This window comes from Marinobacter sp. UBA2688, assembly GCF_002352785.1.
GTDB lineage: Bacteria > Pseudomonadota > Gammaproteobacteria > Pseudomonadales > Oleiphilaceae > Marinobacter > Marinobacter salarius.
On the sequence record NZ_DELU01000004.1, the window covers coordinates 1 to 14380 of the forward strand.

General features: G+C 54.1%; 12 protein-coding genes. 10 read left to right on the forward strand and 2 right to left on the reverse strand.

All coding sequences use genetic code 11. The features are described from left to right. Positions 1–58: 58 nt before the first annotated feature. Positions 59–916 carry a CYTH domain-containing protein gene (locus B3M52_RS00280; RefSeq protein ID WP_041336050.1) on the forward strand — a complete coding sequence of 286 codons (858 nt, stop codon included), beginning with the start codon at positions 59–61 and terminating at the stop codon, positions 914–916. Between the two features lies 1 nt (position 917). Here the strand turns inward: B3M52_RS00280 and B3M52_RS00285 are convergent, their stop codons facing one another. Continuing rightward, complete coding sequence (locus B3M52_RS00285) at positions 918–2096, reverse strand: potassium channel family protein (protein ID WP_075195805.1); 1179 nt, start codon at positions 2094–2096, stop codon at positions 918–920. A gap of 81 nt (positions 2097–2177) precedes the next feature. Here B3M52_RS00285 and glnE point away from each other — a divergent pair, with 81 nt between their 5' ends. The 3 genes from glnE to B3M52_RS00300 all read left to right on the forward strand — a co-directional run bounded on the left by glnE (position 2178) and on the right by B3M52_RS00300 (position 6562). Next, positions 2178–5084 (forward strand): bifunctional [glutamate--ammonia ligase]-adenylyl-L-tyrosine phosphorylase/[glutamate--ammonia-ligase] adenylyltransferase, encoded by a 2907-nt coding sequence (gene glnE / locus B3M52_RS00290; protein WP_075195806.1) that lies wholly within the window; start codon positions 2178–2180, stop codon positions 5082–5084. Positions 5085–5193: 109 nt separating this feature from the next. Beyond that, complete coding sequence (locus tag B3M52_RS00295) at positions 5194–6120, forward strand: branched-chain amino acid transaminase (RefSeq protein ID WP_036203452.1); 927 nt, start codon at positions 5194–5196, stop codon at positions 6118–6120. Between the two features lie 37 nt (positions 6121–6157). Continuing rightward, positions 6158–6562 (forward strand): DUF6165 family protein, encoded by a 405-nt coding sequence (locus B3M52_RS00300; protein WP_075195807.1) that lies wholly within the window; start codon positions 6158–6160, stop codon positions 6560–6562. A 96-nt stretch (positions 6563–6658) separates the two neighbouring features. On the opposite strand, the gene B3M52_RS00305 is transcribed toward B3M52_RS00300, so the two are convergent. Then, positions 6659–7687: a glycosyltransferase family 9 protein gene (locus tag B3M52_RS00305; RefSeq protein WP_075195816.1), complete on the reverse strand. Its 1029-nt coding sequence runs from the start codon at positions 7685–7687 to the stop codon at positions 6659–6661. Positions 7688–7842: 155 nt separating this feature from the next. On the opposite strand from B3M52_RS00305, the gene B3M52_RS00310 reads away from it, so the two are divergent. The 6 genes from B3M52_RS00310 (at position 7843) to B3M52_RS00335 (ending at position 14377) form a co-directional block, all read left to right on the forward strand. Next, positions 7843–8559, forward strand: a complete 717-nt coding sequence (locus tag B3M52_RS00310) for a 3-deoxy-D-manno-octulosonic acid kinase (RefSeq protein WP_041336056.1) — start codon at positions 7843–7845, stop codon at positions 8557–8559. Next, positions 8556–9674 carry a glycosyltransferase family 4 protein gene (locus B3M52_RS00315; protein WP_036203462.1) on the forward strand — a complete coding sequence of 373 codons (1119 nt, stop codon included), beginning with the start codon at positions 8556–8558 and terminating at the stop codon, positions 9672–9674. The genes B3M52_RS00310 and B3M52_RS00315 overlap by 4 nt, the downstream gene beginning before the upstream one ends. Further along, complete coding sequence (locus tag B3M52_RS00320) at positions 9675–10745, forward strand: CDP-glycerol--glycerophosphate glycerophosphotransferase (protein WP_036203465.1); 1071 nt, start codon at positions 9675–9677, stop codon at positions 10743–10745. It abuts the gene before it with no gap. 27 nt (positions 10746–10772) lie between these two features. After that, entirely contained in the window at positions 10773–11528 is a 756-nt protein-coding gene (locus B3M52_RS00325; RefSeq protein ID WP_036203468.1) for a glycosyltransferase family 25 protein, read from the forward strand. Positions 11529–11564: 36 nt separating this feature from the next. Next, positions 11565–12251: a glycosyltransferase family 32 protein gene (locus B3M52_RS00330; RefSeq protein ID WP_036203471.1), complete on the forward strand. Its 687-nt coding sequence runs from the start codon at positions 11565–11567 to the stop codon at positions 12249–12251. 131 nt (positions 12252–12382) lie between these two features. Then, the gene (locus B3M52_RS00335) at positions 12383–14377 is read left to right on the forward strand and encodes an LTA synthase family protein (RefSeq protein WP_041336062.1); all 1995 of its coding nucleotides are present in this window, start codon (positions 12383–12385) and stop codon (positions 14375–14377) included. Positions 14378–14380: the final 3 nt, after the last annotated feature.

The window sequence follows — 14380 nt, forward strand, 5'->3', positions numbered from 1 at the left end:
GTGACTCCCCCTCCTACTCGATTATGCTGAAATCAGAATTCACACGGCAGGAGGGCGGATGGCTCAGGAACTGGAAATCAAACTCAGCGTGGCGCAGCCTGATCTGGATCGAGTCGTTGACTGGCTATTGGGGCAGCCAAACACTTATGAGTCCGGGACCCTGCAATTGGGGAACACCTACTACGACACGCCCGATGGGGATCTCAACCGCCAGAAGATTGCCCTGCGAATCCGGAAGTTGGGTGACAGGCACATCCAGACCCTGAAAACCCGCGGTGAGTTCGTTGATGGTGCTCATCGTCGCCAGGAGTGGGAGTGGCCGCTGATCGGTACCACGCTCAATATGGGACTCATCGCGGACACCCCTGTGGGGCAGAGCGTGAACCTTGCCAGACTGCAGCCTGTCTTTGAGACCAACTTTCAGCGTCGTGTGGTTATGATCGAGCAAGGGGAGAGCCTGGTTGAAGTAGCCATTGATTCCGGGGAAATCGTGGCAGATGGGCAGTCCCGCCCGCTCAGTGAAGTTGAATTTGAGCTTAAGGCCGGAGATGCCTCGTTGTTACTGGCGTGGGCGCGACGTCTGGCGGATGAAGTGCCGGTGTTTCTGAACCTTGTCAGCAAGGCGGAGCAGGGGTACTACCTTGCGGGGCTCTATCACCCGGTTTCGAAAGCAGAGCAAAATGCTGAGTTGTCCGTGAATGAATTCCTCTTTCTCCTCAGCGTGTCATGGCTTACGGGGCAGTCCGCTCCCGTGAATGGAGACGATTTTCGAGCGATAGCTCGGATGGCCGGCGAGCGCGGCGTCGGGGAGCTTTACCAGCGTGTGTTCCGTTCGCTGGCTGAGGGAAACGCTATTGGCGATATGGCAAGCAGCAAGGAACTTGGCCAGTTGCAACTGGCCATAGCAGCGGCATAGTTTACGGCTGATCGGCCGCTTTGGAGACGTTGCTGTCCTCTTGAGTGGCCTGTTTTTGAAGGTTGTGCCATTTGTTAATGAAGTCGCGATAATGGGACAGGGCTTCTTTCACCACTTCCACGTCCGGGGTCTCACTGGACTTCACAAGAACGATCAGGCCCTTGCCTTCAATTTCCTTATCGGTGGGCGGGTGGCAAACGACTTCGTTGTTGTCGTCAATATAGGCGAGTGCGGTGCCGATGCCATGCCGAATCAGCGCGCTGACGATATCCGCCCAATTCAGGTCGTCCAGTTCAATTTCGTAGCGGTGGGGGTGGTCGTGTTGATAATTGAACAAGTCCTCAAGGACTTTCTCTGACCCCGGTGCGATGACCGAGCGCACCATGATCTCCGGATAGGTTCGAACCGGTCGGATAACGGTACGGACACCCGCAGAAGTAAAGCGATCCCGATTTTCATCCCGTACGCACTCCACCGTGACTTTCTGGCCAAGGTTGGACTCACTCAGCCTGTGGGCGATATCAAAAGTCAGGCTGTCGGAGGTCGGGTCGGATTCGTCGGCGGCCAGCACGATAATATGTCGGGCCGCACCAGCGTGCACTGCCTTGAGAGCTTCCGGGTCGCTACCGGAGCCATGAAAGTGAACCAGGCCATTGTCCGCCAGTTCGGGCGGAAGCCCGTTGGGAAACTGACTGGTCAATATGATGATGGGAACGGTTTCATAACCGGGCACGGCCCGCATTTGGGAGGCAAAGCGAGAAAAATACTGTTCTCCGCCCGTCTGCGGTGTGTTGACGATAACGATGTGGTCTTTCATGGCGTATATCCAGCGTCCGGTTAAGATACGTTCCCGGCGGTAGAACCGGTATTCAATATAATCACTGACGATAAGCGTTAACAGCGTGATGGCGGCAATGAACATCAGCAAAACGGTGCTGAGTCGTCCGATGATGGTCTGCGGCGCAAAATCACCGTAGCCCACGGTAACCAGCGTTGTCATGGTCATCCACGCAGACTCGAACAGCGTGAGGTCCTCTGCCGCCCATATGATCACCACCTGGGTGACCAGCAGCCCGCCAAGAATGGTGAAAAGCCGCTTGATGCGTGACCGGATAATCCCGGACATAGGCAGGTGGGAAAGCTGATGTTCCGGGTTCAGCGGCCGGCGATTCCTCTGCATCGGTGTCCTTACAACGGTTCTGTCGGGGGAGAGTTCGTTATACAGTACGGGAAATATAACAGAGACACAGGGGTTTGCATTATGTCCGAGCCGTGGCGCTCCTTACCGAAGAGTCTGGCAGATGAGGTTGGCGGTGCCTGGTCTTCGGTATTTTCCGAGGGCATGCCCAGTTTTCTGGGCACTCAGGGTGGCGTATCCGATGAGGATGTGGCCCAGGCCGTCGCTCGCAGCCCTTTTGTCAGGCGCACCCTTGAGCGCCATCTGGAACAGGTAGCGGCACTATGTCACTCGCGCCCGCTGACTGAGCGCACAACCGCGGATTACCTGCGCCAGCGCTGGCAGGAATTCCTGTCAGACGTGGTTGATGAAGGCAGTCTCCACGCGTCGTTGCGGCAATTCCGGACGGAAATACAGTTCCGGATTATCTGGCGGGACCTGATGCGCTGGGCAGACCTTGCCGAAACCATGGCGGCCACAAGTGATTTCGCCGACACCTGTATCCAGGGTGCCCTGGACTGGTTGTACGAAGACACCTGCGAGCAATCAGGAACGCCGTGGGGAGTAAATCCGGCGACGGGAAAGGAAGGCCCGCAACCCTTGATTGTTCTGGGTATGGGGAAGTTGGGGGGGCACGAGCTTAACGTCTCTTCTGATATTGATCTCATCTTCGCGTTCCCGGGGAAGGGCGAAACCCGTGGCGGGCGCCGATCCATTGATAACCAGCAGTTTTTTATCCGCCTGGGCCAGAGGCTGATCCAGGCGCTGGACCAGATCACCGCAGACGGCTTTGTGTTCCGCGTGGATATGCGCCTGCGCCCCTATGGCCAGAGTGGGGCGCTGGCGTTGAGTTTTGCTGCGCTGGAAACCTATTACCAGGACCAGGGGCGGGACTGGGAGCGCTATGCGATGGTAAAGGCGCGGGTTGTGGCTGGTGATCAGCAAGCGGGACAAGTCCTGATGGATAGCTTGAAACCTTTCGTCTATCGCAAATACATCGACTTCAGTGCGTTTGAGTCCCTGCGTGCCATGAAGTCCATGATCAGCCGGGAAGTGCGCCGTAAGGGGCTGGAAAATAATATCAAGCTCGGCAACGGAGGTATCCGTGAGATTGAATTCGTGGTGCAGGCTTTCCAGTTAATCCGGGGCGGCCGGGAGCGGGAATTACAGCAACGGGAACTTCTGGTGATCCTGAAAGAGCTGGAAGAGCTGGAGCTGCTGCCGTCAGCAGTGGTGAAGGAGCTGAAGGAGGCCTATGTGTTCCTTCGCAATCTTGAACATGCCCTTCAGGGCATGGAAGACAAGCAAACCCAACTGCTGCCGGAAGACGATCTGTCCCGAGCTCGTGTAGCGCTGATCATGGGGTTTGATGATTGGGCGGCCTGCATTGCGGAACTGGAGAAGCATCGCGGACGGGTGGCCACGCATTTTGCGGATATCATCGCCATCGAAGATGAAGAGCACGAGGTGGCGTCGCTTGATGACGGCTGGCAGGAACTTTGGCTGGGTGAAATGGACGAGGAGGCGGCGACCGTCTGGCTCGATGAGCATGGTTTTGAGGACGCCGAAGGCAGCTATTCCGCCCTCAGCGACCTGCGTGGGACCCGCACCCTGCAAACGTTGCAGACTCAAGGTCGGCAGCGGTTGAACAAATTCATGCCGGTACTGTTGGAAGCGCTTACTCACGTGGAGGGGCCGTCCCAGACGCTGGCGCGGGTTCTCCAACTGGTAGAGGCGATCCTGCGCAGAACCGCCTACATGGTGTTGCTGCTGGAGAATCCGGGAGCCAGGACCCAACTGGTCCGCCTATGCAGTGAGAGTCCCTGGATCGCAAGCCAACTGGCGGAAACGCCCTTGCTGCTCGACGAGCTGCTGAACGCAGAGAGCCTGTACAGTCCGCCCGCAAAAACCGAGCTCCAGGATGACCTGCGCCAGCAAATGCTGCGGATTCCCTACGAAGATCTCGAGGAGCAGATGGAAACTCTGCGACACTTCAAAAAGGCTCACATATTGCGGGTGGCCGCCTCGGAAATACGGGAAACCCTGCCGTTAATGAAGGTCAGTGACTACCTGACGTGGATTGCCGAAGTGGTGCTGGACCATGTAGTCGACGTGGCGTTCGCGAATCTGGTCAGTCGCCATGGTTACCCCCGGCGCAAGGATGGTTCTGCCTGTGACACCGATTTCGCCGTCGTTGGCTACGGCAAGCTGGGCGGTATCGAACTTGGCTATACCTCGGACCTCGACCTGGTCTTTATCCACAATGCCGATCCGGAACAGTCAACGGATGGTGACAAGCCCATCGATAACGCCGTTTTCTACACTCGGCTCGGGCAGCGCATCGTACACATTCTCAACACCCAGACGCCGTCTGGCCAACTCTACGAAGTGGATATGCGCCTGCGACCATCGGGGAGTTCGGGGTTGCTGGTCAGTACCCTGTCTGCTTTTGAGAAGTACCAGCGTAAGGACGCCTGGACCTGGGAGCACCAAGCGCTGGCCCGTGCTCGTGGTGTGGCAGGCTGCCGGGAAACGTTGGAAGCGTTTGAAAAGCTGCGCGCCGACATCCTGTGCCAGCAAAGGGACCAGGGCAAGCTAAAAGAAGAAGTGGTCAGCATGCGCGAGAAAATGCGCACCGCCCTGGGCACCCCGCAGATCGAAGGTAAGGTGCCAGAGGTTTTCCATATCAAACACGACTATGGCGGCATTATCGATATCGAGTTCATGGTGCAGTACCTGATGCTGGCCTGTTGTTCCGAGCATCCGGAATTGACGCAGTGGTCCGATAATATTCGCCAGATGGAGGAGCTGGGCCGGGTGGAGGTTTTGCCGGTGGAAGACACTGAAAAACTCAGGGAAACGTTTATCACCCTGCGCTCCACCATACACCGGCGGGCACTGCAGAACCTGAACAGCCAGGTGGCGGGTGATGCGTTTCCCGAAGAGCGTGATTACATCCAAAGTATGTGGAATCGGGTTATGTTGGGGTGATTGAGAAGTGATGGAGGAGTGATGGAGGAGTGATTGCGCCCCTTCGTAACCCCGAGTTTTCCTGCTAGAATGCCGGTTTCCCGAATAGAGTGCTTTAGGAGCAGAAACAATGTCGATGGCTGATCGCGATGGCCTGATCTGGCTGGATGGTGAAATGGTTCCCTGGCGGGAAGCCAAAACTCACGTGCTGACCCACACCCTACACTACGGCCTGGGTTGCTTCGAGGGTGTTCGCGCCTACAGCACTGAAAAGGGTGCTGCGATTTTTCGCCTGGAAGATCACACCAATCGTCTTTTCCGCTCCGCCCATATCCTCAACATGACCATGCCGTTCAGCAAGGACGAGTTGAATGCGGCCCAAATCGCCGCAGTGCGTGAAAACAATCTGGACGAAGCCTACCTGCGCCCAATGGTGTTTCTCGGCTCTGAAGGTATGGGGCTGCGCGCAGACAACCTCAAGGTTCATGTCATGGTCGCCGCCTGGAGTTGGCCATCCTACATGTCACCGGAAGCGAAGGAGTTGGGCATCAAGGTCCGGACCTCCTCCTACACGCGGCATCACGTCAACATCACCATGTGTAAGGCCAAGGCCAACGGTAATTACATCAACTCCATGCTGGCCCTGAATGAAGCCATTGCCAGTGGCTGCGAAGAAGCCCTGTTGCTGGACAACGAAGGCTACGTGGCTGAAGGTTCCGGCGAGAATATCTTCATTATGCGTGATGGCGTGCTCCATACACCGGAACTGACGTCCTGCCTGGAAGGCATCACCCGCCAGACCATCCTGGATTTCGCGAAAGAGCTGAACATTCCGGTGAAAGAGCGTCGTATCACCCGGGATGAGGTCTATATTGCGGACGAAGCCTTCTTTACTGGCACCGCTGCAGAAGTGCTGCCGATCCGTGAGCTGGATGGCCGTTTGATCGGCGCTGGCAAGCGCGGCCCGCTGACCGAGAAGTTGCAGGGTATGTATTTCGATGCTGTGAAGGGCAAGAGTCCTGCGCATTCACACTGGCTGACAGCGGTTAACGGCTAACGCCGTGGTCCACTAACAACACCTGCAGGAAGAGCAAATGGCGGACGTTATCAAAGTGCCGGTCTCCTTCGGCGAAGTGCTGGACAAGATCACCATTCTGGAGATCAAGTCTGAACGCATTGCAGACGCGGAAAAGGTCAAAAATGTTCGGCTCGAGCTGGACGAACTGAGCGCCACCTGGAACGAGGCCGTTCAGGATCAGGCAGCCATCGCAGATCTGCGCAAGCAGCTTAAAGAAGTGAACGAGGCGCTCTGGGAAATCGAAGACGACATTCGTGATCAGGAAGCTGCTCAGGATTTCGGCGTAAAGTTTATTGAGTTGGCTCGCGCCGTCTATGTTACCAACGACAAGCGCGCCGCCATCAAGAAGGACGTTAACCTGGCCCTGGGTTCACGATTTGTGGAAGAAAAGTCCTATCAGGATTACACCGCCCGCAAGTAAAGCGGTGCTTTCATTCGCCTGGATTGTCATACCCTCTCCCATCGCGGGAGAGGGTTAAAGAGAAGGCCCGAGAGAGCCGTAGACAGTGGCTCGGCATCAGTGCTGGGCAACCCACTGATCCAGCATCTCCGTCACGTCCTCCACCGTCACCAGTTCCATCGCCCCCTCGAATTCCGCCTTGGCGCCCCAGCGAGCCTGCTCAACGGTTTTTCCGGTAAACCGCTTCAACGCTTCCGGATATCGATTCACGCACCATTGCAGCGAGTTGTAAGGGCCGGAACGATTGGGATTGCTGGCCGCGAAAATACCCAGCACATCGGTGCCCATTGAACTGGCAATGTGGGCCGGCCCGGTATCCGGTGCGACGACCAGATCGGCGCGTTCCAACAGAGCGGTGAGCTGTTTCAGTGTATCCTTGCCACAGATGTTGTGCGCTTGTTCCGCCATAGCGTTTTCGATGTCTGTGCAAAACTCCGCTTCAAAGGGGGCGGGACTGCCCACCAGAATCACCTTCATGCCGTGAGTGCGGATGGCGTGATCAGCCAGTTGGGCATAGCGCTCGGCAGGCCAGTTGCGAAGGGTGTGGCTGGCACAGGGGCTGATCACGAGGTTCCTGCGGTCCGTTGCGAGGTGCTGCCTGGCGAACTCATGATCTTCGGAGGCCAATGGAATGACCCATTTTGGTGCGGCGGGTTCCAGGCCAAGTGGCTCCAGGAAGCTTGCCAGGCAGTCCCGCACGTGCTGTTGCGCTGCCGGAGCGATTTTCCGGTTTATAAACAGGCTGTGAAGGTCCTTGCTACGGGCACGGTCGTACCCTACTTTCACCTTTGCCGGAATCATCGCCGCCGCCAGATTGGCCCTGAAGGCCACCTGCATATGCAGCAAGGCGTCAAATTTTCGGTTTTTCAGGGTGTTATGCAAGTCCGCATAACCTTTTCGACCGGCTTTCTTGTCGAAAACGACAAACTCGACACCCGGCAGGTCGCCAATCAGCTTTGCTTCAATCTTGCCGATTACCCAGGTGATTTTAATGCCGGGCACCTGTTCCTGAAGGCTCAATACCACGGGAATGACATGGGTGACGTCGCCAATGGCGGACAGGCGCAATATACAGATGGAGTTAATCAAGTTACGGTCCGTTTCAGGTTCAGAAAACATGTATGTAGAGCTTTGGCGTGATTCATTGATAAACTGCTGCGTATTCTAACCTACTCGCTGGTTATCGTCTCAGGGCGACCAGCGGTTCGTCTCTTTGGTTATTGGTTTGTATTAGGGTGAGCATGGCTGAGTCTGAAATTTGCGTCCGGGACAACCACTCAGCCTGCCTTCTCCATCCGGATTATCTCGGCCAGGTGTCAGAGGCTTGGTTCAGTCCTGAATACTGGGGAAAACTGGCACGTCCAGTCAGTAGCGGAGGACGTGGTGGCGCATGGTTTGTCGATGCCGACGGCCATCAGGTTGTGCTGCGGAAATACCTGCGTGGCGGATTGATGACAAGGCTCTCTAGGTCATCTTATGTGTTTCTGGGGGAACAGCATGTCCGATCCTTTGCCGAGTTTCGCCTGCTCAACTGGTTGACAGAGTTGGAGCTGCCTGTACCCAAACCGGTGGCAGCATGGTATCGAAGAATGTCGCCGTTACATTATCAAGCATCGATTATTATTGAGCGAATTGACAACACCGCGCCACTAGCTGACCTGATAGGATCGCTGGATGATAACGGATGGAGGAATCTCGGCGTGAATTTGCGCCGGTTCCACGATGCTGGAGTAAAACACGCAGACCTGAATTGTTTTAACGTTCTGGTGCGAGGGGATGAGTTCTTTTTGATTGATTTTGATAAGGGGCGGATTGTCCAGTCACCGGCGTCTGCGGGTTGGAAATCTGCCAACCTTGAGCGCTTCGCCCGGTCTCTTCGGAAACTGGCTGGCGCGAAAACTCAGGAGCGCGTCTGGTATTTTTTAATGAATGGCTATAACGGGAGTCAAGAGGCTTGAGTAATACGCAAAAAAACGGGCCGCTACCAGCTGTCCTTTGTCTGACTGACGCATGTGATCGCCCGGAAACCGAGCTATTCATTGGCCTTAAAAAAGCCGGGTATGATGTGGATGTAATGTGTAATCCGAAAGGGCAAAATTATCAGCGCCTTGTGGATGAGGGCATGGTCGCTCAACCGATGGCGCTGGAAGATCGCTTCGACAAGGTAGGCATCGCGGCTATCCGCGAGCAGTTGAAGAAGAAAGATTACGAGGTCATACACGCGTACAATCCTCGGGCCCTGGCCTGTGGCCTGACTGCCTCGAAAGGCACGGACATAAGGATCGTGGCCTATCGAGGTGTGATCGGGAACATCAGTTTTTTGAACCCCGAATCCTGGATAACGTTTCTGCATCCCCGGGTCAGTAAAATTGTGTGCGTCGCCGATGCAATTAAAGATTACCTGTCGAGCCTGAAGTTTTTGTGGATGCGTATTCCAGATTCGAAGCTCCAGCGGATCTACAAGGGCCATGACCTCGGGTGGTACCAGGCTGAGCCAGCTGATCTGGGGGAGTTTGGTATACCCGAGGGCGCCTTTGTGGTTTGTTGTACTGGTCGTAACTCCCCTCGCAAGGGCTACGACGTTCTTATTGACGCATTCTGCAAGTTGCCTGATGACATTGAAGCGCACCTGATTCTGGTGGGCGATATGGCTGAGAACAAGGATCTGCGAGCTCAGGCGGAGTCCACTAATCGTTCTGCTCGAATTCACTTTACTGGTTTTCGCAGGGATGCGCCGGCCATTGCGGCAGCCAGCAATGTCTTTGTATTGCCCTCCACGGAGCGAGAGGGGCTGCCTCGGGCTGTGATTGAAGCGATGGCCTATGGAGTTGCGCCGGTGGTGACAAGTGTTGGTGGCATGCCTGAACTTGTTGAGGATGGAGCCAGCGGGTTGGTGGTGGCTCCTGATCACTCTCAGGCCCTCGCGAGTGCCCTTGAGCGCCTGTATCGAGATGGCAGCTTGTTGCGCCAGTTGGGGCTTGCAGCCCGAGAGCGGATAGCTGCTGATTTTCATACCTCGCAAACTGTACAGCAGACCGGCGAGCTTTATAACGCTTTGACGGGCAGGTTCTGAATGCGTCGTTATCTTTTGTTTGTTAATCAGCCGTACTCGTATTCCATTCTGCGGCCTTTACAGGAAGAAATACGCAAACGGGGCGATGACGCCGCCTGGTTTGTAGCAGGCTGCTCTGCGGCGCCGCTGTTACCGGATGAGCACCGCCTGACAACTGTGAAGGGCGTGATGGAATACGATGCCTGTGCGACTTTTGCCCCTGGTGACTGGGTGCCGTATTTCTTTCCCGGAATCAAAGTTGAGGTATTTCACGGCCTCGCTCGAAACAAAAGGGGGCATAGCAGCGAGGACGAAAGTGATCACTACCGGATTCGTGGCTTTTTTGACCTCTACTGTACTCACGCGAGCAAAGACACCAAAAAATTTGGCGAGTTGGCACAGCAGTATAAGTATTTTTCGGTTGCCAAAACCGGCTGGCCCAAGTTGGACCCCCTGTTCGATAACCGGCATACCGGTGAACGTCTACGGAATGAGGGCGAGCGGCCCGTCGTATTTTTTGCATCCACGTTCAGTCGTTCCGTGACTGCAGCTCCCCAGTTGTTGAGCACTATCGCAAATCTGTCTCAAAATGATCGCTGGCAGTTTATCGTCACATTGCACCCCAAAATGGATCCGGCAATTACCGATCAGTACCGGGCGCTTGCAGGGCCAAACCTGCGTTTTGTCGAGAGCCATGAAGACTTGCTGCCGATACTGCCAGAGGCGGACGTGATGTTATGCGACACATCCTCCATCATGTTCGAGTTTATGTTTCTGGACCGTCCGGTGGTGACGCTCAACACAAAAATGCCGGGTCCATATCTGATTGACGTCAACTCGCCTGATCGGGTTGAGCAAGCGCTGGAAACAGCATTGGGTCGGCCCCCTGAACTGATGTCTGCGGCAAGGGCCCTGTGCGATGAACTGCATGGTTTTCGTGACGGCAAGTCCAGTGCTCGCGTGATCGATGCGGTCGATGAGTTCCTTACCGGTGAGAAGGGAGAGCTCAGGGGAAAGCCGTTGAATATCCTTCGAAAAATCAAAGTGCGCCGGCGCCTCAAGCGTGAGCTGAGGAAGTCGGCCGAGTACTGATACCTGTACTTCAAAGGGATAGAATCTATGCCGGATGGGATCTGCCCAGCCAAAGTCATCGTGCTCACGTTGGAACGGGCAAAAGCCCGGCAAGCCCGCATTAAGTCCCTTCTGGACAGTGCCGGAATTCCCTTTGAATTCTTTTGGGGGGTAGATGGCCAGCGCGATCCAAACCCCATTGAGCCGTTCTACGACGAGAAAAAAAGACTGAGGGTGAAAGGAGCTCCTTTAAGTCAGGGACAGCTTGGCTGTTTTGCCAGCCATTACAGAATTTGGCAAAAGTGTCTTCAGGAAAATCAGAATCTGGTAATTCTGGAAGACGATGTCATATTTGACGAGGGATTGTTCAAGATCTTTTTGAAGAATATTCCTGAATTACCTCAAGAGGCGGGGTGCGTCAGGCTGTTTGAAAACAAAACACGAAATCACAAGGCATTTGAGTACGCTCAATTGAAAGGACTTCGATTGCTTCGCTATACCAAAGGGCCTATGAGCACCATGGGGTATTACCTGACCCCAGGCGCCGCAGAAAAGTTTATCGAATCGCTGAGGCCGGTTTTTCTGTCGGTTGATATCTATATGGACCGATACTGGTCAAATAAGGTGTTGTGTTGTGGCGTTGAGCCGGGCTTTGTCTATCACGATCATCAGTTTGAATCGATGATCGGTTACACGGAAAAAACGCAGCGTAGAGCTATTGTTGTCACAATCCTCAGGGAGTTGTTTACTCTGGGTGAGCGGATTCAACGGTATGTTTACAATAGAAAATTTTGGTTGAAATAGAAGGTAATATGGGGATTCGAATAGGGCTTTCGGGTGATGAATGAAACAATACATGCCATTTGGTTGGGGAGTCGAATGCCACCATTGGCCCATGCCTGTATTGATGACTGGTCAAAGCAGGGCTACCACTACAGGCTTTGGACAGAGTCTGACCAGGCGATAAACGAATGGGTTGACTCCTGTGCCTTCGCAAAGGTGTGCTACCAGAAAAAGCTGTACGCATTCGTATCCGACTACCTAAGGTTGAAGGTCCTTCAGCGTGATGGTGGCCTATACCTTGATACCGACGTGACCATCCGAAAAGATCCGTTTCCGCTTTTTTCCGGCCTTCAGTTTTCCGTTGGTTATGAGAATCAGGATTTTCTTGGAACGGCGTCGATATATGCCGAAAAGAATTCCAGAATTCTGGCAGCACTGATTGATTTTTATGAAAGTGCGATATGGGAATCGCCGTTGTACATTGGCCCCCAAATACTGACCAGCTTACTGGTCGACAAGGGACTGCAAGAGCTTGAGCGTTGCAAGCTCTATCCCGTTGAATACTTCTATGGCTATCAACAGGAACCAATGAACTTCGTCGCTCCAGACAACAGCTATTTAATCCACTGGTTTCAGCATAGTTGGGGGCGCGCTCCCGGACTTGTTTTTTTGAAATCGAAGCATCTTGGTTTTTGGGGGCGACTTTATACCTGGCAGAAATACTTTTTTCGCGGTCGATCCTGACTTAACCTTCGGGTCTCAGGTCGCTCTACTTTTTGATATTTCTTTGACATTTTCCTGACACTGCTTCCACCCCGAATGCAATAACCTCCCGCTTAAAAATTCAGCCTTTTAAGTACGAGGATTGCATTCCAATGCCCGTAGAACGTTCTGGTAGTGCCAAGCCCAAATGCCACTTTGTTACGAGGGCGGGTGCTTATTTTCCTTTGTTGGTTGTTTTTTGTTCTGTTCTGCTTGTCGGTAGTCTATCGCGCTGTTTGCTTGTTCTATGGCAGTTCGACCGAGTGTCCGAGTCAGGCGTGTTCCCAAGTATATTCTTACATGGGCTGAGAGTTGATTTGATTCTCGCGGGGATGGCTGTGGCGCCGATGCTGTTGGTTCTTCCCATTTTAGGGAACCGATTTAACTGGGCTCTGTGGAAAAAGCTGACGTTCTCCTGGGCAATTCTGGTCATCGCGCTGATCATTTTTATGGAGCTAGTCACTCCTGCCTTTATCAACCAGTACGATGTTCGGCCTAACCGGCTTTTTATCGAGTATTTAAAGTATCCCCGGGAAGTGTTTTCCATGCTGTGGACCGGCTACAAGTCCACGGTATTCCTCAGCCTCGGGCTTACCGTTGCTGGTGTGGCCGTTTTTTGGAGAACATTACGCTCGTGGTTGGGCGCACCCCGGCCTTCAAGCCATAGAAAAGCACTGTTGATCTGGCCGCTGGTGGTCGTAACGGTATTTATGTGTGTGCGTTCGACAACCGGCCATCGCCCAGCGAATCCGGCCATGTTTGCTCTAACGTCAGATCCGCTGGTCAACTCATTGATCATCAACTCTACGTGGTCTGTTGCATTTGCCATCTACAACTTAAAGCATGAAACCGAGAGCAATCAGGCCTACGGGTCAATAACAGACGAGGTGATGTTGGATGAGGTTAGAAGTGCGCCTTGGCTGGAAGGTTACGAGTTTTCGTCTGACAACTACCCTACATTGCATCATCAAACTCCCAGCTATCAAAGGACGTCGCCCATCAATCTGGTGATTGTCCTGGAAGAAAGCCTGGGCGCAACATTTGTGGAATCCCTCGGGGGCAGGCCGGTTACGCCCAGATTGGAAGCATTGAAAAATGACGGGTGGTGGTTTGAGAGCCTTTATGCCACAGGAACGCGCTCTGTTCGCGGAATTGAGGCCGTCATCTCCGGGTTTCTACCCTCCGCATCGCGCAGTGTGGTGAAGCTGTCACTGTCGCAGTCGAACTTCTTTACGCTGGCCGGCCTTTTGGAACGCAAAGGCTATGACACCGGTTTTATTTACGGAGGTGAAGCGCATTTCGACAATATGCGGAGCTTTTTCTCAGGCAATGGCTTTCAGCATATTGTCGATCAGCTCGACTACGATAGCCCAACGTTCACAGGTAGCTGGGGAGTAAGCGACGAGGATCTGTTTCGGAAAGCGGATCAAGAACTGCGAAAACTGAACGCCGCCGGGCAGCCGTTTTTCAGATTGGTATTCTCCTCTTCCAATCACACCCCCTTCGAATTTCCAGATGGGCGGATCTCGCTTTATGACAGCGAGAAGAACACCGTCAATAATGCGGTAAAGTACGCTGATCATGCCCTGGGCGAATTTATTGCGACGGCACGCCAGCAGGACTACTGGGAGAATACCGTCTTCTTGATTGTGGCAGATCATGATGCTCGTGTATGGGGTGACGAGCTGGTTCCTATCAAAAACTTCCACATCCCCGGATTAATTCTCGGTGGCAAGATTGCGCCGCAGCGTATCAGAACCATGGTCAGTCAGATCGATTTGGCGCCGACATTGCTGTCATTGATGGGCATGGAAGCGGACCATCCGATGGTAGGGAGGGACATCACCAGGCACCCGGAAAAAGCCGGGCGCGCTATGATGCAGTTCAATGACAACTATGCGTGGATGGGAGGCGATCATCAGGTGTTGGTTCTCAGGCCGGATCAATCGCCCTTGAAGGGCATCTACGACCCCGGGTCGGGCAAAACGGAATACTCCGATGCCGAGCCGTCGCAGGCTGAATTTCAACGGGCTTTGGCATTTGCCCAACTGCCACTATGGCTTTATCGTGAGCAAAAGTATGATACCCCTGACGTGAATAAACCATAGCGA

Bases quoted from the DNA above. Each gene is read 5' to 3' on its own strand.
- B3M52_RS00280 (WP_041336050.1), top strand. From the start codon at position 59: ATGGCTCAGGAACTGGAAATCAAACTCAGCGTGGCGCAGCCTGATCTG.
- B3M52_RS00285 (WP_075195805.1), bottom strand. From the start codon at position 2,096: ATGCAGAGGAATCGCCGGCCGCTGAACCCGGAACATCAGCTTTCCCAC.
- glnE (WP_075195806.1), top strand. From the start codon at position 2,178: ATGTCCGAGCCGTGGCGCTCCTTACCGAAGAGTCTGGCAGATGAGGTT.
- B3M52_RS00295 (WP_036203452.1), top strand. From the start codon at position 5,194: ATGTCGATGGCTGATCGCGATGGCCTGATCTGGCTGGATGGTGAAATG.
- B3M52_RS00300 (WP_075195807.1), top strand. From the start codon at position 6,158: ATGGCGGACGTTATCAAAGTGCCGGTCTCCTTCGGCGAAGTGCTGGAC.
- B3M52_RS00310 (WP_041336056.1), top strand. From the start codon at position 7,843: ATGGCTGAGTCTGAAATTTGCGTCCGGGACAACCACTCAGCCTGCCTT.
- B3M52_RS00320 (WP_036203465.1), top strand. From the start codon at position 9,675: ATGCGTCGTTATCTTTTGTTTGTTAATCAGCCGTACTCGTATTCCATT.
- B3M52_RS00325 (WP_036203468.1), top strand. From the start codon at position 10,773: ATGCCGGATGGGATCTGCCCAGCCAAAGTCATCGTGCTCACGTTGGAA.
- B3M52_RS00330 (WP_036203471.1), top strand. From the start codon at position 11,565: ATGAATGAAACAATACATGCCATTTGGTTGGGGAGTCGAATGCCACCA.
- B3M52_RS00335 (WP_041336062.1), top strand. From the start codon at position 12,383: ATGCCCGTAGAACGTTCTGGTAGTGCCAAGCCCAAATGCCACTTTGTT.